Origin of the sequence: Paenarthrobacter sp. NPDC018779 (genome assembly GCF_044391085.1) — a bacterium.
Lineage (GTDB): Bacteria > Actinomycetota > Actinomycetes > Actinomycetales > Micrococcaceae > Arthrobacter.
The window spans coordinates 1-25477 of record NZ_JBIRZS010000023.1 but is presented as its reverse complement, the minus strand read 5'-3'; the positions used below and the strand labels follow the sequence as shown (position 1 = coordinate 25477).

General features: G+C 64.1%; 16 protein-coding genes, 3 tRNA genes and 1 riboswitch. Of the genes, 11 read left to right on the top strand and 8 right to left on the bottom strand.

The window, feature by feature from the left end; genetic code table 11:
- Window positions 1-147 precede the first annotated feature (147 nt).
- From ACH488_RS18590 to ACH488_RS18580, 3 genes are all read right to left on the bottom strand, one after another.
- Window positions 148-768: a hypothetical protein gene (locus ACH488_RS18590; RefSeq protein ID WP_397326031.1), complete on the bottom strand. Its 621-nt coding sequence runs from the start codon at window positions 766-768 to the stop codon at window positions 148-150.
- Between the two features lie 290 nt (window positions 769-1058).
- The gene (locus ACH488_RS18585) at window positions 1059-1598 is read right to left on the bottom strand and encodes a PadR family transcriptional regulator (RefSeq protein WP_397326030.1); all 540 of its coding nucleotides are present in this window, start codon (window positions 1596-1598) and stop codon (window positions 1059-1061) included.
- A gap of 29 nt (window positions 1599-1627) precedes the next feature.
- Window positions 1628-2611, bottom strand: coding sequence for an NAD(P)H-quinone oxidoreductase (locus ACH488_RS18580; protein WP_397326029.1), 984 nt, complete (start codon window positions 2609-2611; stop codon window positions 1628-1630).
- A 103-nt stretch (window positions 2612-2714) separates the two neighbouring features.
- Between ACH488_RS18580 and ACH488_RS18575 the strand changes: the two genes are divergently transcribed.
- The 4 genes from ACH488_RS18575 to ACH488_RS18560 all read left to right on the top strand — a co-directional run bounded on the left by ACH488_RS18575 (window position 2715) and on the right by ACH488_RS18560 (window position 9100).
- Window positions 2715-2805 (top strand) — tRNA-Ser (locus ACH488_RS18575).
- 137 nt (window positions 2806-2942) lie between these two features.
- A complete protein-coding gene (locus tag ACH488_RS18570; RefSeq protein WP_397326028.1) occupies window positions 2943-3728 on the top strand; it encodes a VOC family protein in 786 nt (261 codons plus the stop codon).
- 173 nt (window positions 3729-3901) lie between these two features.
- A complete protein-coding gene (locus ACH488_RS18565) occupies window positions 3902-4393 on the top strand; it encodes a septum formation family protein (protein WP_397326027.1) in 492 nt (163 codons plus the stop codon).
- A 183-nt stretch (window positions 4394-4576) separates the two neighbouring features.
- Entirely contained in the window at window positions 4577-9100 is a 4524-nt protein-coding gene (locus ACH488_RS18560) for an ExeM/NucH family extracellular endonuclease (RefSeq protein WP_397326026.1), read from the top strand.
- A gap of 62 nt (window positions 9101-9162) precedes the next feature.
- On the opposite strand, the gene cycA is transcribed toward ACH488_RS18560, so the two are convergent.
- Both cycA and ACH488_RS18550 read right to left on the bottom strand, forming a co-directional pair.
- Window positions 9163-10623 carry a D-serine/D-alanine/glycine transporter gene (cycA, locus tag ACH488_RS18555; protein WP_397326025.1) on the bottom strand — a complete coding sequence of 487 codons (1461 nt, stop codon included), beginning with the start codon at window positions 10621-10623 and terminating at the stop codon, window positions 9163-9165.
- A 159-nt stretch (window positions 10624-10782) separates the two neighbouring features.
- Window positions 10783-10882: riboswitch (glycine riboswitch) on the bottom strand.
- Between the two features lie 86 nt (window positions 10883-10968).
- A complete protein-coding gene (locus tag ACH488_RS18550) occupies window positions 10969-12915 on the bottom strand; it encodes an FAD/NAD(P)-binding protein (protein WP_397326024.1) in 1947 nt (648 codons plus the stop codon).
- Between the two features lie 60 nt (window positions 12916-12975).
- Between ACH488_RS18550 and ACH488_RS18545 the strand changes: the two genes are divergently transcribed.
- Together ACH488_RS18545 and ACH488_RS18540 are read left to right on the top strand one after the other, a co-directional pair.
- The gene (locus ACH488_RS18545) at window positions 12976-15210 is read left to right on the top strand and encodes a prolyl oligopeptidase family protein (RefSeq protein WP_397326023.1); all 2235 of its coding nucleotides are present in this window, start codon (window positions 12976-12978) and stop codon (window positions 15208-15210) included.
- A gap of 68 nt (window positions 15211-15278) precedes the next feature.
- A tRNA-Ser gene (locus ACH488_RS18540) sits at window positions 15279-15367 on the top strand.
- Between the two features lie 73 nt (window positions 15368-15440).
- On the opposite strand, the gene ACH488_RS18535 is transcribed toward ACH488_RS18540, so the two are convergent.
- Both ACH488_RS18535 and ACH488_RS18530 read right to left on the bottom strand, forming a co-directional pair.
- Window positions 15441-16871: an MFS transporter gene (locus ACH488_RS18535; RefSeq protein WP_397326022.1), complete on the bottom strand. Its 1431-nt coding sequence runs from the start codon at window positions 16869-16871 to the stop codon at window positions 15441-15443.
- Window positions 16872-17027: 156 nt separating this feature from the next.
- Complete coding sequence (locus tag ACH488_RS18530) at window positions 17028-19193, bottom strand: RecQ family ATP-dependent DNA helicase (protein WP_397326021.1); 2166 nt, start codon at window positions 19191-19193, stop codon at window positions 17028-17030.
- A gap of 126 nt (window positions 19194-19319) precedes the next feature.
- On the opposite strand from ACH488_RS18530, the gene ACH488_RS18525 reads away from it, so the two are divergent.
- The 4 genes from ACH488_RS18525 to ACH488_RS18510 all read left to right on the top strand — a co-directional run bounded on the left by ACH488_RS18525 (window position 19320) and on the right by ACH488_RS18510 (window position 23050).
- Complete coding sequence (locus ACH488_RS18525) at window positions 19320-20738, top strand: phosphomannomutase/phosphoglucomutase (protein ID WP_397326020.1); 1419 nt, start codon at window positions 19320-19322, stop codon at window positions 20736-20738.
- Between the two features lie 23 nt (window positions 20739-20761).
- Window positions 20762-21229, top strand: coding sequence for a hypothetical protein (locus tag ACH488_RS18520; protein WP_397326019.1), 468 nt, complete (start codon window positions 20762-20764; stop codon window positions 21227-21229).
- 24 nt (window positions 21230-21253) lie between these two features.
- Window positions 21254-21748, top strand: a complete 495-nt coding sequence (locus ACH488_RS18515; RefSeq protein WP_397326018.1) for an RrF2 family transcriptional regulator — start codon at window positions 21254-21256, stop codon at window positions 21746-21748.
- Window positions 21749-21892: 144 nt separating this feature from the next.
- Window positions 21893-23050 (top strand): globin domain-containing protein, encoded by a 1158-nt coding sequence (locus ACH488_RS18510; protein ID WP_397326017.1) that lies wholly within the window; start codon window positions 21893-21895, stop codon window positions 23048-23050.
- A 91-nt stretch (window positions 23051-23141) separates the two neighbouring features.
- On the opposite strand, the gene ACH488_RS18505 is transcribed toward ACH488_RS18510, so the two are convergent.
- A complete protein-coding gene (locus tag ACH488_RS18505) occupies window positions 23142-24968 on the bottom strand; it encodes a phosphoenolpyruvate carboxykinase (GTP) (RefSeq protein ID WP_397326016.1) in 1827 nt (608 codons plus the stop codon).
- A 284-nt stretch (window positions 24969-25252) separates the two neighbouring features.
- Here ACH488_RS18505 and ACH488_RS18500 point away from each other — a divergent pair.
- Window positions 25253-25326 (top strand) — tRNA-Arg (locus ACH488_RS18500).
- Window positions 25327-25477: the final 151 nt, after the last annotated feature.

Sequence of the window (25477 nt, the reverse complement as noted above, 5' to 3'; positions counted from 1 at the left end):
GCACGGCCGGGCGTCACGGGCACGCTAGCAATGAAGGTTCCCCGTGCGTGGCGGAACCTACCTGATGGTCAGCCGTGGTGCGACGAGCGGCGGTTGTGCTGCGGTGAACGGCAACCACGCTCGCGGCCGCGATCCGGTCGCCCCGGGTTATGCCTTCCCAAGAGCCATGTTGGCACCGACGAAGCAAGCTTGGGCCTCGTCACCGTAAGGGTCGAAAGGAAGCCGGTCCTCCAGGCTCGACCATGGGCTGCTCGGTGTGTTCATGGCCTTCTGCAGGTCTTCATGGGTGTAGTTCGGTCCCACCAAGCCCTTGGTTGCCAAACAGTTACGCGCTACCGCATAGGGGTCAGCCAGCAGATCCGGGTTTCCTTGTTGGATGCCGTAGAGGTCGGCGAGTATCAAAGTGGTACCAGTTTCGCATCCGGTGACGACTGCCATGGCAGATTGAACCGTTTCTCCGTCGTCAAGTGGTGTGGTCTCAATCCGGAAGAGACCATTGCTGAGTTTCACGAGCTTGACGGGTTCGCCGGAGGATTCCATGCACGCGTCAAAGCGGGCAAAGGCCTCATCGTAGTCGGCTTGCTCAATTCGCCCCGAGAGCTTGGCCCGTTCCAAGACTTCTCTTTCGAACGCCGTGAGCAGGGGATCGTTGAGGCCTCTATCGACTAATTCCGAGAAGCTGCCGGCAATATACCGATGCCCGGAATAGTCCTCGGGGGTGGAATGAACCGGCTTGAACAGAAATGGGAGCGCCAGTGCTGCGGGCACAAGGACAATTGATGCTAGGGGCTTGATTCGCAACCACGATCTCACAACAGGCACTCCCATTTTGTTGTCAGGCGGGGAGTACTGGAAAGTAGGCGTCCCTACGGTATCCCCGATTGTTTGCCGGGCTCTTCCACTCCGGCCAGAAGGCCTGTCTAACAATTTAAAGCGGGAGGGGCGAGCTACAAATGCCGCAATGTCCGCGCTTTTTCGGTAATTGCATGTCAGAACTCATTATCTTTTTCAAAAGACGCCATAACGGTGGAATTAGATAAGAGTAATGCCGGAGCAGTTCACTCCCCCGCGCGCTCCTGAACCTGCAGCATCCGCGCTTCGCACAGGTCCAGCCAGCGCACCTCTGCCTCGGCTTGGAAGATCAGGGAATCAAGTACCAGCAACCACGCAGTATCGGCTGAGCGCTGGTTTGCCGATGCCGCTTTCCTGGCTTGGGTGTGTTCCTGGAGGGCGCGCACGGACACTTCGCGCTGCGACTGGATCACGGCCGAGGCGTCCACGCCCGGGAGGGTCACCGCGAGCGCAAGCTTGATGGCAATCTCGTTGCGGGGCGGAGTGCCGCGGTCCACTGCCCCGTCAAACCAAGCCCCGACTTCGGCGACCCCGGCGTCGGTGATGCTGTAGACGACGTGGCCGCCGCCGTCGTCGCCGTCGTTGCTGACCAGCCCGTCCCGCTCCAAGCGGTCCAAGGTGGTGTAAACCTGGCCGATGTTAAGCGGCCAGGCCGCGCCGGTCCGGTCCTCGAACTCCACGCGCAGCTCATAGCCATACCTGGGCTGGTCCTGGAGCAGGGCCAGGAGGCTGTGCCGGATGGACAATGGAGCTCCTTGCTATAAGGGGGTGCCGGTCAGAGCAGCAACAGGACCTTACCCACATGCTCGCCGGAATCGAAGTACTCGTGGGCTTCCGCCACGCGGTCCAGCGGGAAGGACTTGGCCACGAGCGGTTTCATCCGACCGTCGGCGAGCATGGGCCAAACCACCTCACGCACGGCGGACATGATGACGCCCTTCTCGGCCACGGGCCGCGGACGAAGGGCCGTGCCGATCACGGCCGCCCGTTTGCTGACCAGTTGCCCCAGGTTGATCTCGGCTTTGGCGCCGCCTTGCAGTCCGATGATGATCAGGCGGCCGTAGTCGGCGAGGGCGTCTACGTTCTGCTGCAGGTATTTGGCACCCACGACGTCGAGGATCACGTCCGCGCCTTTGCCACCGTTTTGCGCCTTGAGGCTTTCGACGAAGTCCTCGTGGGAGTAATTAATGGCGATGTCCGCACCAAGGAACGCCTTGGCGGTGCCTACTTTTTCGTCAGTGCCCGCGGTGGTGGCCACGTTGGCGCCGTACGCTTTGGCCATCTGGATGGCCATGGTTCCAATGCCGCCCGTGGCACCGTGGATGAGCACAGTTTCGCCGGGTTGGAGCTGCGCCGTCATGATGAGGTTCGAGTAGACGGTGGCCGCCACTTCGGGCAAAGCGGCCGCGGTGACCAGGTCAACGCCGTCGGGAAGCCGCAGTACCTGTTCGGCAGGAACGGCCACTTGCTGGGCGTAGCCGCCGCCCGCCAACAGGGCCACAACCTTGTCCCCCAGCGAGAAGGCTTTGGTGACTCCAGGGCCGAACCCGGCGATCCTGCCGGAAACCTCAAGGCCGGGAACCTCGGAGGCGCCAGGGGGCGGCGGGTAGAAACCGCGGCGCTGCTGCACATCGGCGCGGTTCAGCCCCGCGGCCACGACGTCGATCAGCACCTCGCCCTCGCCGGGCACCGGAGACGGGACTTCCCTGACGTCGAGGACTTCGGGCCCGCCTGGCTGGGAAATGTAGACGGCTTTCATGACGAACTCCCGGATTCTTGCTGGCACTTCCAGACCCGGGGCCGGGACGGGAAGCACGTGATGTTTTGGTACAGCCAACTCCCTATGAAACACTACTAGGCAGGGAAGGTTGTCCGAGCGGCCTAAGGAGCTGGTCTTGAAAACCAGTGTGCGGTAACCCCGTACCAAGGGTTCAAATCCCTTACCTTCCGCCAGGCGAATGCCCCGGGTCTTTGATCCGGGGCATTTTTCGTTGAAAAGTGTCAGAGCCCCCGCATAGTGTTCTTCGTGTCTCCACCACTACACCATCAGCCGCGGAGCTTGCCGCGGCCTGACAACAGGAGCTCTACACATGCCTACGCCCGATATCACCGCCGGTTCGCCGTGTTGGATCGACCTGATGACGTCCGATACAGAGAAGGCGAAGTCCTTCTACAACGCGCTTTTCGGCTGGACCTATGAGACCGGAGACGAAGAGAAGTACGGCGGCTACATCACCGCGTCCAAGGACGGGAAGCTCGTAGCCGGCATCATGCAGAAGCAGGAAGACATGGGCACCATGCCGGACCTCTGGTCCACCTACCTGCGCACGGATGACATCAAAGCCACCACAGAAGCCGCTGCCGCGAATGGCGGCCAGGTCTTCCTGGAACCAATGGACGTTCCCGAACAGGGCAGCATGGCCATGTACGGCGACTCCTCCGGCGCCTCCATCGGAGCATGGCAATTCGGTGAGATGAAGGGCTACGAACTCGCGGCCGAGCCCGGAACGCCCGCCTGGCACGAGCTCCTGTCCAAGGACTACGAGTCCGCTGTGTCCTTCTACCAAAACGTGTTCGGCTGGGAAACGGAGGTCATGAGCGACACTCCGGAGTTCCGGTACACCACGCTGGGCGCCGGCGACAACGCCAAGGCCGGGATCATGGACGCCGCTGGTTTCCTTCCAGAGCAGGTGCCGTCCATGTGGAGCGTGTACTTCGCCGTAGAGGACACGGACGCCACGGTTGAGCAGGCCCTGGGACTTGGCGCCACCGTGGTCCAAGCAGCCGAGGACACTCCGTTCGGACGCCTGGCTACGTTGTCGGATCCAACAGGCGCCACGTTCAAGGTCATCCAGGATTTGGGCCAGACGGCTTAGACTCTTGATTTTCGGGTCGTGCCGGCCATCCCCTACCCAAGGATGGCCGGCAGGACCTGCCCACTCCCGGGTCTGGGGGATCGTTCGGCGTGGGCATAGTTTCTGGTCCCCCATCGTTAGACCGCACCCTTCGAAAAACCAGGCTGTGGTCCTTCTGGGAATGAGGACCGGAATTGCTTCACCTTTCACAAACCATCAAGGCTGCCGCCGTGCTCGGCGTTGCATCCCTGGCACTCGCTGGATGTTCACTCATCAGCAGCGGCGATGCCAAGCGGGACGAATCCGGCCGCCCCACCGAGACGTCTGTCGCTGACGCCTTCAAGGTCAAGGTCGGGGACTGCATGGCCCAGCCATCCAGCGACGAATTCCAGGATGTGTCCATCATTCCGTGCGAGCAAAGCCACGATCTTGAAGCGTTCGCGGCAAAGAACATCGTGGCTGACTCCTACCCGGGCCAGTCCGAGGTGCAAGCGCAGTCGGAAGAGTATTGCGGCGCAGAATTCGCGACGTTCGTTGGTATTCCCTATGACGAGTCGACGCTGGATATGACCTATTTCTACCCCAGCAGCCAAACCTGGAAGCAAAAGGACCGCGAAATCGTCTGCCTCATCGGCGGCGCATCCGGTGCTGCCGTCACTGGCACGCTGAAAGGCGCTGCCAAGTAGTTCCTGCCGGTGACCGGGGCAACCCTCCGGCCACCGGCAAGCCACTCCTTATTCATCCGTTCGTGTTCAGCTTTGTCCGAGGCAGCTTTACCCGGGAGTAACTTCCGGCAAAACGCCCCCTGCACAAGACAGTGGGCGTCGTCCATAGAGCCCTACAGGGCTCCCTGATGAAAGTTAGAGCGGATGAACCATAAGAATTGGAAACTCTTGGCGGGCACGGTCCTGTCGGCGGGGCTCTTAGCGGCCCCGCTGACGGCCGTTCCGGCCTTCGCAGCCGATGATCCCACCCCAGGCACATCACCTGTGGTCATCAATGAGGCCTACTTGAGTGGAGGCAGCAGCGGAGCAGCGTTCAAGAACAAGTTCGTTGAGCTGTACAACTCCTCCGACTCACCGGTCAGCCTGGCCGGCTGGTCCTTGCAGTACCGTTCGGCCACGGGAACCGCTGCACCCACCGGCATCACTGCACTGACAGGAAGCATCCCGGCCAGGGGCTACTTCCTGATCCAAGGCGCCACCAACAGCGGCACGTCCACTGCCCCGGCCCTTCCACCGGCCGACGTCCAGGCCACGGGAACGCTGAACCCGAGCGGCACCGCGGGGACACTGATCCTGGCCAAGCAGGGCACCGCGGTATCGCCACTTGCCTCGGGTTCCGTGACGGGCAATGCGGCCATCGCGGACCTGCTGGGCTACGGCAGCTCCAATACGTTCGAAACCGCGGCCGCAGCGGCGCCCACGGGAAACACGGACGTGCGGAGCCTGAACCGCACCAACGGCATTGACACAGACTCCAACGCTGCCGACTTCACCCTCAGCGCGTCCATCACGCCCACGGCGTCCGGCGGCGTCAGCACCCCGCCAACGGAGCCGGGCACCGGCACCAAGACCATCGCCGAGATCCAAGGCACCGGCGCTGCCAGCCCGCTGGTCGGCAGCACGGTGACCACGCGTGGCAAGGTGACCGCGGTCTACGCCACCGGCGGCTTCAACGGCTACTACGTCCAGACCCCCGGAACCGGCGGCGACAACGGCGGGGCGGCCAGGACGGCGTCGGACGCTGTGTTCGTCTACTCCCCCACGACGGCGGGTTCGGTACAGCCAGGCGACTACCTGGAGCTGACCGGCGTCGTGAGCGAATTCGCGAACCAAACCCAGATCACCGTGGACACCGCGGGACTCAAGAAGCTCACCGAGGCCGCGCCGGAGGTGAAGGCAGCGCCGTTCGCGCTCCCCGCCAATGAGGCAGCCCGGGAGGCTTTCGAGGGCATGCTCGTTTCACCGCAGGGCACGTTCACCGTGACGGACAACTACTCCCTGAACCAGTACGGGGAAATCGGCCTCGCTGCCGGGACCTCGCCTCTGGTACAGCCGACGGCGGTAGCCGCCTACGGTTCGCCGGAGTACGCGGCGGTGGTGGCTGACAACGCGATGCGCGGCATCAAGCTCGACGACGGCGCGTCCACCAACTTCCTCAAGGACGCCACCACCAAGGCCCAGCAACTCCCGTATCTGACCACCACCGATCCTGTCCGGGTGGGTTCACCTGCCACGTTCAGGACCGACGTGATCCTGGGCTATGGCAACAACTCCTGGAAATTCCAGCCACTTACGGCCCTGACCCCGGGGAATGCCGACTCGGTACAGCCGGCCACGTTCACTGCTTCACGGCCCGAGGGCCCGGCAGATGTTGGCGGCACCCTCAAGCTGGCGTCCTTCAACGTGCTGAACTACTTCCCCACCACCGGTGACCAACTCAGTGGCTGCGTGTTCTACACAGACCGCGCCGGCAACCCGATCACGGTGAAGGAAGGCTGCAACGCCCGCGGTGCGGCCAACGCAGAGAACCTCCAACGCCAGCAGGACAAGATCGTTGCCGCCATCACCAAGTCCGGCGCAGACGTCGTTTCCCTTGAGGAAATCGAGAACTCGGCGCAGTTCGGCAAGAACCGCGACGACGCCCTGTCCAAGCTGGTTGATGCCCTCAACGCCAAGACGCCCGGTGTTTGGGACTACGTCCGCACTCCTGCGAATGCTCCCCCGCTGAGCGACGAGGACATGATCCGTACGGCATTCATCTACAAGAAGGCCACCGCCGAACCTGTGGGCGAATCCATCATCCACAACGACACCGTTGCCTTCGCGAGTGCCCGCAAGCCCCTGGCACAGGTCTTCAAGCCGGTAGGTGCGGCCGATGACAAGAAGTTCATCGCGATCGTGAACCACTTCAAGTCGAAGGGCTCCGCGGCCACCCCGGACGACACCGACAAGGGCCAAGGCGCTTCCAACATCGCCCGCACCAAGCAGGCGGAATCGCTGCTGGCCTTCTCGAAGGACCTGCAGGCCAGCAAGGGCACGGACAAGGTCTTCCTGATCGGCGATTTCAACGCCTACGCCAAGGAAGATCCCATCAACGTCCTCACGGGCGCGGGCTACACCGACCTTGAAGCCGGAACCAACAAGCACTCCTACCTCTTCGGCGGAATGGTGGGCTCCCTGGACCACATCCTCGCTTCCCCCGCGGCCCATAAGACCGTGACGGGAACCGACATCTGGAACATCAACTCCGTGGAGTCCGTGGCACTGGAGTACAGCCGGTATAACAACAATGTGACCAACTACTATGCCGCAGACGAGTTCCGTGCCAGCGACCACGATCCTGTGGTGGTGGGCCTGGACCTGGCACCGGATGCACCGGCAAGCGTTGACCTGCAGTTCCTGGGCATCAACGATTTCCACGGCCGCATCGACACCAACACGGTGCTCTTCGCAGGAACCGTGGAGAAGCTGCGGGCAGCAGCAGCTCCCGGCGCTACGGCGTTCATCTCGGCAGGCGACAACATCGGGGCATCGCTCTTCGCTTCCTCGGTGGCGAAGGACCAGCCCACTATCGACGTGCTGAACACACTGGAACTGCAGGCTTCCGCAGTTGGCAACCACGAGTTCGACGGCGGGTGGGCAGACTTGCGCGACCGCGTCATCGCCGGGGGCAACAACGCGAAGTTCGCCTACCTTGGCGCCAATGTCTATGAAAAGGGCACCACCACCCCGGTCCTGCCGGAGTACAAGGTGTTGGAGATGAACGGCTTGCGGGTTGCCGTGATCGGCACCGTGACGCAGGAAGTTCCGTCCCTCGTGACGCCTGCGGGCATCGCAGACCTGGAATTCGGTGATCCGGTGGAGGCCATCAACCGGGTTGCGGCCAAGATCAAGGCTGACAACGCGGCGGACCTGATCATCGTGGAAAACCACGACGGCGCCGCGTCCGGAACGCCCGAAGGCGCCACTTTGGAGCAGGAAGTGGCAGCCGGCGGCCCGTTCGCAAAGCTGGTCAATGAGACCTCCCCGGACGTGGCCGCGATCTTCACCGGGCACACCCACAAGGAATATGCCTGGGATGCGCCCATCCTGGACTCGAACGGACAGCCCACAGGCAAGACCCGTCCGATCGTGCAGACCGGAAACTACGGCGAGAACGTGGGCAGCGTGACGCTGACCATCGACACGGCTTCCAAGTCGGTCACGGCGTACAAGGCATCGATCGTGGACCGCACCACGGACACGGCAGAAAGCCTCGTCGCCGCCTACCCGCGCGTCGCAGCCGTCAAGACGATCGTGGACAAAGCCTTGGCCAACGCCGCTGAGATCGGCAACCAGCCGGTGGGCGCGGTCACCGCCGATATCACCACGGCTTTCACTCCGGACCCGGCCGGCGGTGCCCCGAAGCGCGACGACCGCGCGTCCGAATCCACGCTGGGCAACCTCGTGGCGGACTCACTGGTGGATACGCTCAAGGCTCCTGAACTGGGCGCGGCGGAGATCGGCGTCGTCAATCCCGGCGGGCTCCGCAACGAGCTGTACTACGCCCCGGACGGAACCATCACCTACGCCGAGGCAAATGCGGTGCTGCCGTTCGTGAACAACCTTTGGACCACGACGCTCACCGGTGCCCAGTTCAAGACGCTCCTGGAACAGCAGTGGCAGACCAACCCTGACGGCACGGTGCCCAGCCGCCCCTACCAGCAGCTGGGCCTGTCCAAGAACGTCAACTACACCTACGACGCCGCACGCCCAGCGGGTGACCGCATCACCGGCATCTGGGTGGGTGGCGCCGTGCTTGATCCGGCCAAGCAATACCGGATCGGGACGTTCAGCTTCCTTGCCACTGGCGGTGACAACTTCCGGGTGTTCAAGGAAGGCAGCGACACCAAGGACACCGGCCTGGTGGACCGCGACGCGTGGATCAAGTATCTCCAGGCGCACAACCCGGTTTCGCCGGACTTTGCCCGTCGCTCAGTGGCAGTGGCGAACACCACCGCCGCGGAGGTCAAGGCAGGCGACGCCATCACGCTGGCGGTGTCCAAACTGGACCTGACCTCCATTGGCAGCCCGGCCAACAAGACGCTCAAGGCCGTGTTCATTGATGCCAAGGGGGCCGCCGTGGCCCTGGGCGACGTTCCCGTGGCGTCCGGTGCCGCAAGCGTCAGCCTCAAGGTTCCTGCAGCGGCAGCCGCAGGGACCGGCACCGTGGTGCTCACCGCCGTCGAAAGTGGCACCACGGTCAAGGCGCTGGTCAAGGTGGCAGCGAGCGGCCCGAACCCGCCTCAGTGCACCGCTCCCACTAAACCGTCCAAGTGGTACGACATTGTGGGCTGGCTCCGCTACGCGTTCGCGTGGCTGGAGTACCAGAAGTGCCTGAGGGGCTAAACACCCTTCAAAGCAGCAAAGGAGCCCCTCACATCAGTGAGGGGCTCCTTTGTTTGAACGGGCTAGTTGCGGACGGGTTCCGGTGCCCGCTCAGCGTCCTTCTGCAGCTCGGTGCGGAAGTGCTCGTACCGTGCAAGGTGCGTCGGCCTCTTGCGGAGGATGGCCCACGCTACGCCCAGGGCCAGGAACCACACCGGAGTCACGAGCAACGCCATGAGGGTGTCAGGTTGGGTGGTCAGCGCCCAGAGAATGAAGGCGAAGAAAGCGAACACCACCCACACCATCACCACGCCACCGGGCATCTTGAACTTCGAAGAATCGTGCAGCTGCGGCCGGCGCTTCCGGAACGCCAGGTAGCTGGCCAGGATGATCGACCAGACAAACACGAAGCAGACGGCGGAGACGGTGGTGACCATGTCGAACGCCTTGCCAACGTCCTGGCCGGCGTACATGAGCACGACGCCGGACAGCAACAGGACGCAGGACAGGAACAGTGCGTTGCGGGGTACTTTGCGTCCGGACAGCGCGCTGAAGACCGCGGGTGCGTCGCCTTCCTGTGCCAGGCCGTAGACCATGCGGGAGGTTGAATAGATGCCCGAGTTGGCCGACGACATCGCGGAGCTCAGCACCACCAGGTTCACGATCGTGGCCGCCGCGCCAAGGCCCGCCAGCGAGAACATGGCGATGAACGGGCTGTGTCCGGCAGCGAACTGGGTCCACGGCGTGACGGACATCAGGATGATGAGGGCACCCACGTAGAAGAGCAGCACGCGGATGGGGATGGAGTTGATGGCCTTGGGCAGGTTCTTCTCCGGATCCTTGGCTTCGGCGGCGGTGGTACCTACCAGTTCGATGCCAACGAACGCGAAGACCGCGATCTGGAAGCCGGCCACGAAGCCCATGAACTCGTTGGGGAAGAAACCGCCGTGTGACCAGAGGTTGGTGAAGCTGGCCGGGCCGGCGTCGGACTGGAAGCCGCTGAAGATCATGAAAAGGCCCACGATGATGAGCGCTGCGATGGCCACGATCTTGATGAGGGCGAACCAGAATTCCGTCTCGCCGAAGGCCTTCACGGTGGCCAGGTTCAGCAGAAGGAGGATGCCGATAGTGATGAGCCCCGGAATCCATAGAGGCAGGCCGGGCCAGAGTTCCTTGGAGTAGCCCGCAATGGCGATCACGTCCGCAATGCCGGTGATGACCCAGCAGAACCAGTAGGTCCAGCCGGTAAAGAAGCCTGCCCAGGGGCCCAGGAGGTCCGCGGCAAAGTCGCTGAAGGACTTGTAGTTCAGGTTGCTCAGCAGTAGTTCGCCCATGGCCCGCATGACGAAGAACAGCATGAAGCCGATGATCATGTAGACGAAAATGACCGACGGGCCGGCCGCGGAGATGGTCTTGCCCGAGCCCATGAAGAGGCCAGTTCCAATGGCACCGCCGATCGCGATGAGTTGGATGTGGCGGTTGCTGAGCTGGCGTTCGAGGTGGGGTTCTGGGCTGGTGTCTGTTGGCGGGCGCTGAATCGTCATGAGGAACTCCATTGTTCAGGCGATACCTTTTGGGTACCACGATGATTCGGGTTCCTCCCCGCTCTGTCATTGACCTGAGAGTTTCCGCGTTCTGCGCGCACGCAGCACCGCTTGCACCTTCGGTGAGCCCGGGAATCCCGGACTGCTTTCCAGAGTTGCCTCGCCGCGGCGGTACAGGGTGCCTGAGAGATTCCTGGGGAGGGTTTGCTCCTACGGCGCCTGACGGGATGTACCGGCAGGACTCTCCCGCCACGGATCACTAGCGCGCACCACCTTGCCGGTGATGCAGCTCACACAGTAGCTAAGGCGTGGTGGTTCACGCAAGCGCGCGCTCGGGGACGCCGTTCAGAGCTTCAGGATGCTGCGGGCGATCTCGTCGGCATCGCGGAGGGTCCGTTGCCCGCTCCTGTACGCCCTGCCCTTGGTGGGCCGTGCCTCGGCCGCGATGGCCGTTCCCCACTGTGTGGCGGACAACTGAAGGCTCAGAACATACATCCCCCGGGTCACCGAACCGTTCGCCGCCACAGGACGGTAAGGATGCGGTTCAACGTCCAGGCCCGTGGTCTGCACCGGAGTCCCCTCGACGCTCATCATGATCTTCGTCCGGACCAGGCCGTCCGCCAACAGTTGTTCCAGGAGCGGCGAGATGTTCATTCCCACGCGGTTCGCCGGCGACATCGCCTCGATCAGCGTCCGCGCCTGCGCGGGAACGTCACGGACCCAGGGCGAAAAAGCGCGGAACACTTTGGCGTTCCGATCAACACTGAACTTGGGGTCCGGTCCCACGAAACTCACGACGCCGGCACGCGCCAGGGCGGCCAACTGTTCCGAGCGCAGCGCCGGAGGTCCGCTGGCCAGCCCCTCCACGAATGATTCGAACCAGCCCCGCAACTCGGCCACCCACGATTCATCCGTGATGCCGCCGTCGGCCACCACCGTCTTGAGGATCGCCCGGCCGGTGTGCAGGGCGCCGATGGCCATCTTCACGGGGTCGGATTCGCCCAGCGCGGAGCGCCGTGCGTCGTCGTCGAGGTAGTCCGTGATGGCTTTGTCCAGCTCCCTGCGTGAGGCAAACGTCCGGCCGGCCAAGGGTGCTGCAAGCCCCTTCAGGTTCAGTCGGCGGGAGGCCGCAACATGCTTTTCCACGAGCGCGCCCACGGCGCTTTCCCAGTTGCCCGTCGCGTGGGCGTGGGGCTGCAAGGCGTCTTCCAGGTCCGCGAGGAACTGCTCCGGATCCCGGATCGCCGCTGGTTGCGATCCCGCCAGCGTGGCGTAGTAGGCCCAGAGGGCGTCGCGGTGCAGGAGGGGCCACAGGTCGTGATCGAAGCCCGGCTGGATTCCAGCGGCCTTGAAACGGTCCATGGCGGCCTCTGTGAGGTACCGGAGCGTGATGCTCGTGGCGTAGTAGCCGGACAGCCCGGCCTTGGCGCGGTACGGGGTGCCCCTTCGTGAGGCGGCGATGATCTTCGGTTCGCGGCCGGAGGGCCGGTATTCGAGCGTACCCGTCCCGGGAGCCACCGAGTCCACGAACTTGCCGCCGCGGCCTTCCGTCAACTGCCCCATCACGTCGAAGAAATTCAGTCCCATGCCACGGACCAGGACGGGCTCGTTATCCGGAACGCGTGTCCAGTCCACATCGGCCGGAGGAGCGGGCGGGAAATAGAGCAGGCCCTGTTCCCGCGCCGCGGTTTCGAAAGAGCGCTGCTCAGGGTTCAAACGGGACTCAATGTGCCCCAGCGCAAGGACCACCGAACCGACGGTGAGGCTACCGCCGTCGGCCAGTTCGACGTCGAACATGTCACCAACCGGCCGCGCCGCAATGGCGGTGGTTTCATGGAAGGTGACCTCGACGCCGTCGGGCAGCCGTTGCAGCAGCTCCGCGAGGGTCTGGCGCAAATAGCGTCCGTAGATGGCACGGCTGGGGAAGTTGTCCGACTCGAGGGTGGCCAGCTCCGCCTTTTCGGCCTGGTTCAGCCCCTGGCCATCACGACGCCGGGTGACCCGCCATTCGTCGAACGTCGTCCCGGCCAAGGGCGGCGCGAGTTCGGGATCTTCGGGAATGAGCGTCGGATAGAACGACTGGGTGTTCATCAGGTACAGCCGCGACTGGTCAGGCTGCCACACATGGCCCGACCCGGCCGGGTAAGGATCAATAACGTGGATGTGGAGCGTTGCGGTCACAATCGCCTGGTCCGTGGCGGCGGCCCAGTTGGCGAGCAGCCGCTCGAGCACACTGGTCCCGCGGGGGCCCGCCCCCACCAGGGCAACACGGATGATTTGCGATTTAGCCACGCTCAAGCCTAACGTCCGTGTGACTTGCTTCCCCGTGAAAAGAGTTGCTTGGATGGGGCGATGACCACCACAGAAGCTGATCAGACGCCCCTCCCCGAAGACCGCCCCACTACCGGACCCCGCCACGCCGCCGATGTGGCAGCGGAACCGACGGATGAGAACGTCTGGCTGGAAGACATCCACGGCGAAGAGCAGCTGGCCTGGGTCCGCGAGCAGAACGCCCGCACGGAGGACCTGCTGGAAGACGCCGACTACGCCGCCGTGGAGGCCGGAATCCTCGAAGTCCTGGACTCCACGGACCGGATCGCCATGGTGAACAAACGCGGCGACTTCTACTACAACTTCTGGAAGGACCGGGAGCACCCCAAGGGCCTGTGGCGCCGCACTACGTGGGAAAGCTACCTTTTGTCCGAACCTGTTTGGGATGTGCTGCTGGACGTTGACGCCCTCGCCGAGGCCGAGGGGGTGGAGTGGGTCTTCCACGGTGCCGGGTTCCTGCGTCCCGCGCCAGGAGCCGAGTACCGCCTGGCGATGGTCTCGCTCTCCCCCGACGGCGGCGACGCCAACCGGTACCGCGAGTTCGACGTCGAGACCCGCACCTTTGTGGACCCGGCGGCGGGCGGCTTCGACGTGCCAACCGCGAAGGGCAACGTCAGCTGGCTCGATGCCGATACGCTGCTCGTTTCCAGCACGGCAGACGGCCTCCCGGCTACGTCGTCCTCCTACGCCCGCACCGCCGTGAAGCTGCGCCGAGGGCAGTCGTTGGCATCTGCGGAGCAGGTCTTCGAGATCCCCGAAGACCACATGCTCGCCATGGTGGCCCACGACGCCACTCCGGGCTACGAGCGGACCTTCGCCGTGGACTACATCGACTTCTACAACCGGAGCACGTGGCTCCTCCGCGACGATTCGTGGGTGGCCATCGAGGTACCCACGGACGTGAACATCAGTGCGCACCGGGAGTGGCTCATGTTCCGGCCCCAGAAGGACTGGTCCTTGGCCGATGTTGCCTACCCCGCAGGCTCGCTCCTGGCAGCCGACCTGGACGCGTGGCTCGCCGGGTCGCGCGAGGTGGTAGTGCTCTTCACCCCGGACGAGCACACGTCCCTCCAGTCCTGGAGTTGGACCCGGGACTACCTCCTGCTGAACCTGCTGCACGATGTTTCCTCGGAAATCCGCGTGCTGGACCCCAGCCACCTCGACTCTGCCGGGTCCTGGGCCTCCAGCACCTTGGACGCCTGCCCGCCCCTCCACGACGTCAACGCCTACGCCGTGGATGACGAGGATGAATCCGGCGCCGGCAACGACTATTGGCTGGTGGCCACGGGCTTCACGACGCCCACCACGCTCACCCGAGGCACTTTGACTTCCGGGGAAGCCGTGTATTCCCTGGACTCCGGGCGTACCGGGGGTGTCAACAGCCAGCACGAAGAGGTGAAGCGATCGCCGTCGTTCTTCAATGAGGCCGGGTACGAGGTCCAGCAGCACTTCGCCGTTTCCGCTGACGGGACCCGTGTCCCCTACTTCCAGGTGGCCTCGCAAGACCTGGTCCTGGACGGCCAAAACCCCACTCAGCTCTCCGGCTACGGCGGATTCGAAGTGTCCCGCACCCCCGCGTACAGCGGAACAGTGGGCCGTGCCTGGTTGGAGCGCCGCACCACCGGGCCGGATTCGCATGCCCGGGGTGGCGTGTACGTGGTGGCCAACATCCGTGGCGGCGGCGAATACGGTCCGTCCTGGCACCGCGCTGCGCTCCAGGAAAACCGTCACCGTGCCTACGAAGACTTCGCTGCCGTCGCCCGGGACCTGATCTCCCGTGGAGTCACCAGCCGGAAGCGCCTCGGCTGCGTGGGCGGTTCCAACGGCGGGCTGCTGGTAGGCAACATGCTCACCCAGTACCCGGAGTTGTTCGGTGCGGTGTCCTGCGGAGTGCCGCTGCTGGACATGCGCCGCTACTCCAAGCTCTCCGCCGGGTACTCCTGGATTGCCGAATACGGCGACCCGGACGTTCCAGCGCAGTGGGAGTTCATCCGTACTTTCTCCCCGTACCACCTGTTGCACGACGGCGTGGAATACCCGGAGACGTTCATCTGGACCGCCACCTCCGACGACCGGGTTGGCCCCGTCCAGGCCCGCAAGATGGCAGCCCGCATGCAGGCCATGGGCATACGCAACGTGTGGTTCCACGAAGCTTTGGAAGGCGGCCATGCCGGAGCGTCGGACAACCGGCAGGCGGCCGCCCTCCAGGCCCGGAGCAACCATTTCCTGTGGAGGGCGCTGGCCGGAAGCAACTGACGCTCCTGGCCTGTTTTGCACTGGGCCGCCGGTTCTGCGTATCCTTGGTGGGCTAGCAATAGCGGATTGGAGACGTGCCAGAGCGGCCGAATGGACTTCACTGCTAATGAAGGGTCGGGGTTAAACTCGACCGGGGGTTCAAATCCCCCCGTCTCCGCGAATTGGTCCCGGTTTTCGAACCGGGACCTTTTGCGTTTAAGCGCTCCGCGGTCAGGTTATGGGGTCCGGATCTACCGCCGGGAGCCAGCGCTGACTTCGGCTCCCGCATGGCGGTGCAGCGTCAGGCTGTCGATCGTGCTGACAAGCATCAGGACGGCCATGGCCAGGAACGCCCCCTTGTAGGCGGTCACATGTTCGGCGCCGAACAGATGGGTGGCGTCGAACAACCGGAGGAACAGGGCTCCGACGGCGATTCCCGCTCCCGCCGCCAGTTGGACCAGGGTGGCTGAAATGGCGTTGGCGGAGGGCAACTGTTCGGGAATGATGTCCGCGTACTGGACGGAAGCGTAGGCGGAAAATCCGATGGACCGGAAGGCACCGCTCAGGAGCAGGAGTCCGAAGATGACCGGCTCGGGTGTCTGCGCGGTAAGGAACGCGCAAAGGGCAAACGTGACCGCGGAGGCAAACGAAGCAAATACCAGCACTGCCTTGAAACCGAAGCGCCTGATCAGCGGAGTGGTAGCGGGTTTGATGCCGATGTTGCCCACAAAGACGGCTGCCACCATGACGCCGGCCTTCAGCGGATCCCAGCCGAAACCGTCCTGGAACATGAGGGGCAGGAGGAATGGCACGGAGCTGATCGTCAGGCGGTAGATAAACCCACCAGTGGACGTGGCCCGGAACGTCCTGGTCCCGAACACGCTCAGGTTGAACAGCGGTACCTTGGCCTTCGCCATCCACCAGACGGCACCAGCAAGCGACAAGACGCCCGCACCAACCACGACGGCGGCAACGGACCCAGGCGCGTGGCCACCCAGGGTTTCCAGCCCTACCACCAAGGCGCCGACGCCGAGCGTGGTCAGCAACAGCCCGAACCAGTCCAGCCTGCGCTTTCCGTCGCCGGCGGTCTTCGGCACAAGCCGCAATGCCGCGATGAAGGCTGCGAGGCCCAGCGGAAGGTTAATGATGAAGATCCAGTGCCAGGACAGGAATGTGGTCAGCGCCCCGCCCACCATGGGAGCCAGGACCGGTGCCAGGAGTCCGGGCCACACGAGGAAAGCCGTCGCCCGGAGGAGTTCGGATTTCGGCGTTCCCCGCAGCACCACCAAGGTGCCCACGGGAACCATCATGGCTCCCCCGGCACCTTGGGCAATGCGGCTCAGGGTGAGCATGGTCAGGTCCTGGCTGACGGCGCAGAGCAGCGACGCGACGGTGAAGACAGCGATGGCCAGGCAAAACACCCTGCGCGCCCCCAACCGTTCAGCGAGCCAACTGCTCAACGGGATGCCCATCGCCACCGTCACCAGGTAGGCCGTCATGGTGATGTTCACATCGGCGGCCGGGACCCGGAAATCGGAGGCGATGCTGGGGACGGCCGTGGTGAGGATGGTGCCGTCGAGGAATTCCATGAAGAACGTTGCGGCCACCAGCAGCGCCAACCTCGGCTGCCAAGTGCTCTCCGTGGCGGTGGCAGCGTCGGTCTGGTTCGAATCTGTGGTCATTGCTCCGGTCCAAGTCAGGATGGACGGCCCGCGCGGGGCTATCTGGCGTGTTTCATCGATCCTATAGAGACAATGTGGGAGCGATCACAAAATGACACAGCCTTACGTTCCAGGAGGCAGCCCCGCTGCAGGCTGCGGCAGCCGCACCAGGACCTACTACCCAGCCTGCGCCAACGCCAGCGGAAGGACCGGCCCCGCACCCGCCAACCGCAGGGCCCGGGCGGCCACGGTCATGGTCCAGCGGCTGTCAACAAGGTCATCCACCAGGAGTACCGGTTGCCCAGCTGTTCCGGCGAGCGCTTGGCCCAGTTCGGGGCCCACCACCAGCCGGTCCCAAACTCCCGCAAGCCGATAGGCACTGTTGCCCCCGCGGGATCCCGCGGGTCCGCCATGCTGTGGCTGCAGGGACCCCAGGTAGGGCATACGGCCGATACTTGCGATTCCCCGCGCCAGGGAGTCCACCAATTGCGGCTTGCTCCTGGAGGGCAGGCTCACCACGGCGGCAGGCCGGCCCACCCCGCTCCAGGCAGTTCCGCCATCCGCACCCGACCACTCGCGCAGCACCTGCACGCAGGCCTGGAGCATGGCCGGGTCCACCTCGCGGTCAGCAGCTCCTGCTGCGAAGAGCTCGCGCAGCGCACCTCCCCAGCCCAAGTCCGTGAGACGGGCCAGGACACGCCCTTCAGCGACGCCCTCATCCGGCTTGATCTTGCCCTTGACGGGCACCCCCAGCCGGTCCATCCCGGACGGCCACTGCAGGCGGGGTTCCACGGCGATGCCCACCCTGCGCAGGGTCTGTCCTGCGGCGTCCACCGCGGCCGCTGCAATATCATCCGGGAACCAGCGTCCGGCGCAATTATCGCAACGTCCGCACGGTGCCGCGGTCTCGTCGTCCAGCACGGAGGTGATGTACTCCATGCGGCACCCTGAGGTGTCCTGGTAGATGATCATGGAGTCCTGCTCGTCCACCCGGGCCTCGGCAATGCGCGAGTACCGCTCGGCGTCATAGACCCACGGATGGCCGGTGGACCGCCATCCCCCGCCCACGCGCTCCACGGCCCCGTCCACGGCCAGGACCTTGAGCAGCAACTCAAGTGGTGTCCGGCGCAGGTCCACGCGGGCTTCCAGTGCAACCGTGGACAGTGCAGATCCTGCATCCGCGAGGACATCCAGAACGGCCGCAGCCTTTTCCGCTGAGGGCATGGAGGCCGTGGCGAAGTACTGCCAGATCTCGCGGTCCTCGGAGCCCGGAAGCAGGAGGACATCGGCGTTGGCTGCCCCACGTCCGGCACGGCCCACTTGCTGGTAGTACGCCACGGGCGAGGAGGGCGCCCCTAAATGGATAACGAATCCGAGGTCCGGCTTATCGAAGCCCATGCCCAACGCGGACGTGGCAACGAGGGCCTTGACCTGGTTGTCCTTCAGGAGCTGCTCGGCGCGCTCCCGTTCGGCGGGGTCCGTCCTGCCCGTGTAGGCCAAAACGTTGTGCCCGGCTTCGGCGAGCAGCCTCGCAGTGTCCTCGGCCGCCGAGACTGTGAGGGTGTAGATGATTCCACTGCCAGGCAGGTCCGCCAGGTGGGTCAGCAACCAGCCGAGCCTGTCCCGGGAGTTCTCAAGGTTCAGCACGCCGAGCCGCAGGGATTCCCGGCCGAGTGCTCCCCTGATGGTCAGGACGCCTTGGCCGAGTTGTTCTTCGATGTCATGGACCACGCGGGAGTTGGCCGTGGCGGTGGTGGCCAGCACGGGCACGCTCGGCGGAAGCTGGGCGATCAGGTCCGCGATCCGCCGGTAGTCGGGCCTGAAGTCGTGCCCCCAGTCCGAAATACAGTGGGCCTCATCGATCACCAGCAGGCCGGTGCGCCTGATCAGTTCAGGAAGCTGGTTCTCCCGGAAGGAGGGGTTGGTGAGCCGCTCCGGGGACACCAACAGCACGTCAACGTCGTCGGCTGCGAGCTGTTCCAGCACGGAGTCCCATTCCAGGGCGTTGGCCGAGTTGATGGCCACCGCCCGCACGCCGGCTCTCGCTGCGGCGGCAACCTGGTCCCGCATCAGCGCCAGAAGCGGCGAGACGATCAGGGTGGGGCCAGCACCGCGCCTGCGCAGCAACAGGGACGAGACGAAGTAGACCGCGGATTTCCCCCAACCGGTGCGCTGGACCACCAGTGCCCGCCTCCCGCCGTCTACCAAAGCCTCGATGGCCTCGAACTGGCCGTCGTGGAACTCCGCCTCCGGGTGTCCCACGAGCTCACGGAGGCAGGCGAGGGCCTGCTCACGGGTAGGTGTTTGCACGGAAACAGAGGAAATGTGGGGGTTGGAGGCCATGTACCCCAGTATTGCAGCCGGCCCTGACGGCCAGGACCCCGTCGACGGGCTATGTGGACAACGTCTATCCACATGTACCCTGCGCCGGTTCCTGCCCATTTGCACTGCCACAGTAGGATTGAGCGCGTGACTAGCGAGCAGAACAAGACTTTCGACCTCTCGGCTTCCTTCAAGGCGTACGACGTCCGGGGCATCGTTGGGGAATCCATTACGGCTGAGATTGTCCAGGCCGTGGGTGCTGCCTTCATTGATGTCCTTGGCCTTGAGGGCCAGACGGTCCTGGTGGGTGGCGATATGCGTCCGTCCTCGCCGGAGTTCAGCCAGGCGTTCGCCAAGGGCGCTGCTGCCCGTGGCGCGGACGTTCAGTTGCTGGATCTGATTTCCACTGACGAGCTCTACTACGCCTGTGGTGCGCTGAACGCCGCCGGCGCCACGTTTACCGCCAGCCACAACCCGGCCGAGTACAACGGCATCAAGATGGCCAAGGCCGGCGCCCAGCCCATTTCTTCCGAAAGTGGGCTGAAGGAGATCCAGGCCCTCGCCGAGGAGTACCTGAACCAGGGCAGCATCCCTGCCGCGGCCAAGCGCGGCCAGATCGGCGTGCGGGATGTCCTGAAGGACTACGCCGAGTACCTGCGCAAGCTCGTGGACCTTTCCGGGTCGCGGCCTTTGAAGGTTGTTGTCGATGCCGGCAACGGCATGGCCGGCCTGACCACCCCGGCAGTTTTGGGTGACAAGCTGCTCCCCGGCCTGCCTTTTGAGATCGTGCCGCTGTACTTCGAGTTGGATGGTTCGTTCCCGAACCACCCTGCCAACCCTTTGGAACCGGAAAACCTGCGCGACCTCCAGGCAGCTGTCCTCAAGCACGGCGCGGACATTGGCCTGGCCTTCGACGGCGATGCCGACCGGTGCTTCGTGGTCGACGAGAAAGGCGAGCCTGTATCGCCGTCGGCCATCACGGGCATGGTGGCCCGCCGGGAGATCGCACGCGCGAAGGCAGCCGGCGAGGAAACCCCAGTGATCATCCACAACCTGCTGACATCCAAGGCCGTGCCGGAACTCGTGGCCCAGGACGGCGGCCGGGCGGTCCGTACCCGCGTGGGCCACTCCTTCATCAAGGCAGTGATGGCCCAAGAGGGCGCGGTCTTTGGTGGAGAGCACTCGGCACACTTCTACTTCCGTGACTTCTGGAACGCAGACACCGGCATGCTGGCAGCCATGCACGTCCTGGCCGCCTTGGGTGAGCAGGACGGTCCGTTGTCCGAGCTCGGCCGCCAGTACGAGCCCTACGTTTCCTCCGGTGAGATCAACTCGGAAATCGAGGACAAGGCCGCCGCTGTGGAACGCGTCCGCGCTGACTTCGCCTCCGAAGACATCGAGATCGACCATATGGACGGCAGCACCTTCAGCGCCAAAGACGGCAGCTGGTGGTTCAACCTCCGCCCCTCCAACACCGAGCCCTTCCTCCGGCTGAACGCCGAAGCCAAGGACCACGCCACCATGGAAAAGATCCGCGACCGCGTCCTGGCAATCGTCCGGGGCTAGGAACGCAGAGGAAAACTGACACCATGAGCCAAGAACCTCAAGCAACGGGGCAACCGGCCGGACAAGACCCCACCCCTGACCAGGACCGCGAGCTCCGCGACACCCTGGGCACCGCCATTGGCACGGCCCAGGAACACCTGCTCCAAAACGGTGGCTTCCTCCCCTTCGGCATCACGCTGTCCCACGACGGCGAGCTCCGGATTGTCCTGGTCACCCCAAACGAGCCGGATGAGAACGGCGAGCTGGACGCGGAACAAATGCTGGCCGATGTCCAGGAGTTGTTGCGCCAAGGCCGTGACGGCTACCGCGCCGTGGCCATTGCCTATGACGTATCCTTGCCGGACCATGGATCGGACGGCATCACCGGCGCAGCCGAGCACCGGGATGGCGGCGTCCTGGCCGCCATCGTTCCTTACACGCAAACCAATGACGGTTTCACCTTCGGTGCCATGGAAGCAGACACCCATGAGTCCACCGTCTGGGTGGACTAGACCTCACGACGTTAGGCAAATGCCATGAAGATCAACGCGTTCGCAGATGTGAGCCTCCGCGCTGTCATGGTCCTGGCCGCAGCTCCTGACGGAACGCTGTTGACCACGCAGGCTGTGGCGGATGCTGTTGGCACGCCATACAACCACGTCAGCAAGGCCATGGTCAGGCTGCGTGAGCTGGGGCTGATCGATGTTGAACGCGGACGGCTTGGGGGTTCCCGGCTGAACGCCTCCGGGCGCAAAGCCACCGTGGGCCAACTGCTGCGCCAACTCGACAGCCGCCAGGACCCTGCCGAGTGCCAGTCCCCCAACGGCGACTGCCCCCTCCTCACCGAATGCGGGCTCCGCCACGCCATGAAACGGGCGCGGGAAGCCTTCTACCGGGAACTCGATGGCGTGGTGATTGCGTCGCTGCCGCATGCCCGGCAGATGGCCCCGGTGTTCCAAACCATTGGGCTGCGGCCACAGTTCCAGGCCGGAATTTCCCCCGCCACCGAAGCCACGGTCGCCGCCCCGTAAGACCCCTCCGCGACACGCTGCGTCGCGATTTGCACATCTTTTCTACGAGGAGTAGAAATTGAGGTGTAAATACACGTATTTCAAATACGCATATTTACGCCTCACGTCCGGACAACCCAGCCGGACCCCAACCCCAGGAGAACCATGCTCTCGGAAAAGTCCCGCCCCGTCATTGAAGCCACTCTTCCGCTGGTCGGATCGCGGATCGGAGAAATCACCGCGGATTTCTACAACCGCCTTTTCACGGCGCATCCCGAACTCCTGGACGGCCTGTTCAGTCGCTCCAACCAGCGCTCGGGGGAACAGCAGAGGGCGCTGGCCGGTAGCATCGCAGCCTTCGCCACGCATTTGGTCAACAACCCGGGCACCCTTCCGGAAAAGGTACTCTCCCGCATCGCCCATAAGCACGCCTCCCTGGGTATCACGGAGGAGCAGTACGGCGTGGTCTATGAGCACCTGTTCGCAGCCATCGCCGCCGACCTGGCCGACGTCATTACTCCAGAGATCGCCGAGGCCTGGACCGAGGTCTACTGGCTCATGGCCGATGCGCTGATCAAGCTGGAGAAGGACCTCTACGCAGCCCAGGCCAACACCCGGATGTGGACCCCGTGGCGCGTGGTGTCCAAGCAAGCCGCGGGCAAGGACTCCATGACCTTCACCTTGGAACCGGCGGACGACACTCCCGTCACCGCGGCAAAGCCCGGCCAGTACGTCAGCGTCAAGGTGACGCTGCCCGACGGCCTCCGCCAAGTCCGCCAGTATTCCCTGTCAGGCAGCGCCGGAACCAGCCGCATTTTCACCACCAAGCTCAACGACGGCGGCGAGGTATCCACCGCCCTGCACACCGCCGTCGAGCCCGGCGACATCCTGGAAATCTCCAACCCGTACGGCGAGATCACGCTCAAGGAAGGCGAAGGGCCCGTGATCCTGGCCTCGGCGGGGATCGGCTGCACCCCCACCGCTTCCATCCTGCGCTCCCTCGCCGATGCCGGCACCGGGCGTGACGTCCTGGTTCTGCACGCCGAACGGTCCCTGGACAGTTGGGCCCTCAGCGGCCAGATGACCGCGGACGCGGCCAGGATCGACGCCGAACTCCAGCTGTGGCTCGAAACCCCCCAGGCCGGTGCCAAACAAGGATTCATGTCCCTGCGCGAAGTCGACTTGCCCGCGGATGCTTCGCTGTACCTCTGCGGCCCGCTGCCCTTCATGAAGAAGATCCGCGACGAAGCCATCGAGGCCGGTATCCCGGCTACCCGCATCCACTACGAAGTGTTCGGGCCGGACGTCTGGCTCGCCAACTAACGCCTAAACCACGACGACGGCCTGTCACCTTTCCAGCGAAAGGTGACAGGCCGTCGTCGTGCACTTAAGGACGCCGTTGTCCCTAAGGGGTCTAGGCCAGGCGGCTCTTCAGGCCATCCAGCTCGGACTGGAGCGCCGCCGGGAGGGATCCGCCGAAGTTGGCGAACCATTCCTCGATGGAGGCGAGCTCAGTTGCCCACTCGTCGGCGTCAACGCGAACCGCGGCTTCAACTTCTGCCGGGGTCATGTCCAGGCCTTCGAGGTCGATCGAGTCGCCGGTCGGAACGAAGCCGATCGGGGTCTCCACTGCGTCGGCCTTGCCCTCGAGGCGCTCGATGGCCCACTTGAGCACACGGGCGTTGTCCCCGAAGCCGGGCCAGGCGAAGCTACCCTCGGCAGTGCGGCGGAACCAGTTGACCAGGAAGATCTTCGGCAGGCGCTCCGGGTTGCCCTTGGCGGACAGGTTGACCCAGTGGTTCAGGTAGTCGCCGGCGTCGTATCCGATGAACGGCAGCATGGCCATGGGGTCGCGGCGGACAACACCAACTGCGCCGGCGGCGGCAGCGGTGGTCTCCGAGGAAAGCGTGGAACCCATGAAGATGCCGTTGGACCAGTCGCGGGCCTCGGTGACCAGCGGAATGGTGGTCTTGCGGCGGCCACCGAACAGGATTGCGGAGAGCTCCACGCCTTCGGGGCTGAAGTATTCCTCAGCCAGCATGTCGATCTGGTCGATCGGCGTGCAGAAGCGGGAGTTCGGGTGGGCGGCAGGCTTGTCGGAGTCCGGGGTCCAGGACTCACCGCGCCAGTCGGTCAGGTGGGCCGGGGTTTCCTCGGTCATGCCTTCCCACCACACGCCACCATCGTCGGTCAGTGCAACGTTGGTGAAGATGCTGTTGCCCTTGGCAATGGCGCGCATGGCGTTGGGGTTGGTGCCCCAACCGGTGCCGGGAGCCACGCCGAACAGGCCGGCTTCCGGGTTGACGGCGCGAAGTTCTCCTTCCTTGCCGAAGCGCATCCAGGTGATGTCGTCACCCAGGGTCTCAACCTTCCAGCCCTTGATGGTGGGGTCGAGCAGCGCGAGGTTGGTCTTGCCGCAAGCGGACGGGAAAGCAGCGGAGACGTAGTAGGTCTTCTGCTCCGGGGAGGTCAGCTTGAGGATGAGCATGTGCTCGGCCAGCCAGCCCTCGTCGCGGGCCATGACCGATGCGATACGCAGTGCATAGCACTTCTTGCCCAGCAGGGCGTTGCCGCCGTAGCCGGAGCCGAAGGACCAGATGGAGCGCTCTTCGGGGAAGTGGACAATCCACTTTTCCGGGTTGCACGGCCACGCAACATCGGCCTGGCCGGCTTCGAGGGGGGCGCCGAGCGAGTGCAGGGCCGGAACGAAGAAGGCGTCAGTCTGGGTGATGCGGTCCAGGACGTCCGTGCCGATGCGGGCCATGATGCGCATGGAAGCCACAACGTAGGCGGAGTCGGTGATCTCAACGCCAAACTTGGGGTCTTCGGCATCCAGGTGGCCCATGACGAACGGGATGACGTACATGGTGCGGCCGCGCATGGAGCCGGCGAACAGGCCGCGCAGCTTCTGCTTCATCTCGGCCGGGGCCATCCAGTTGTTGGTGAAGCCTGCGTCGCGCTCGTTTTCGGAGCAGATGAACGTCTGTTCTTCGACGCGGGCAACGTCTGCCGGATCGGAGAACGCCGCAAAGGAGTTCGGGAACGTCTCCGGGTTGAGGCGCTTCAAGGTGCCGGCCTCAACGAGTTCGTCGGTCAGCTTCTTGTTTTCTGCTTCGCTACCGTCAACCCAGTGGATGCGGTCCGGCTGGGTCAGTTCGGCTACTTCCTCAACCCAGGCCAGCAGGCGTGCATGCGTAGTAGGTGCCTTCTCAAGCAGCGGCAGTCGCGCCAGATCGCCCATTGCGGTTCCCTTCCCTAGGGTTCGGTGGTGTGTCCTAAACGATAGGGGGCGCGGACCAGACCAATCCGCTGTCAGACATCGGACAACCAGGGAACAAAAAACAAAAACCGCGGAAATTCAAGGATCTGCGTTTCAAGATGCTCGTTTTAAGTGACGAAGGTCACCTAGACCGGTCTAGTTAGCTAGATTACAGCTTTTCGATTTGGAACTTCACATGAACTTCTGTAAAGTTTATTGAGGTTCGAGGGGGTCAGAGAAACAGACCGCCGAGAATCACACGAAATGCGCCCATAGCTCAGCTGGATAGAGCGTCTGTCTACGGAACAGAAGGTCAGGGGTTCGAATCCCTTTGGGCGCACAAATGAAGACCCGCACCGGTTCGCCGGTGCGGGTCTTTTGCGTTCCCCACGCGTACCCAACTAATACGAAAGTATTGGTGGGTCAGGCTGCGGTGACCGGGGTGATGGTGACGTTGTAGCCGAGGTTGTTGAGTTGTTTGATGGCGCGGT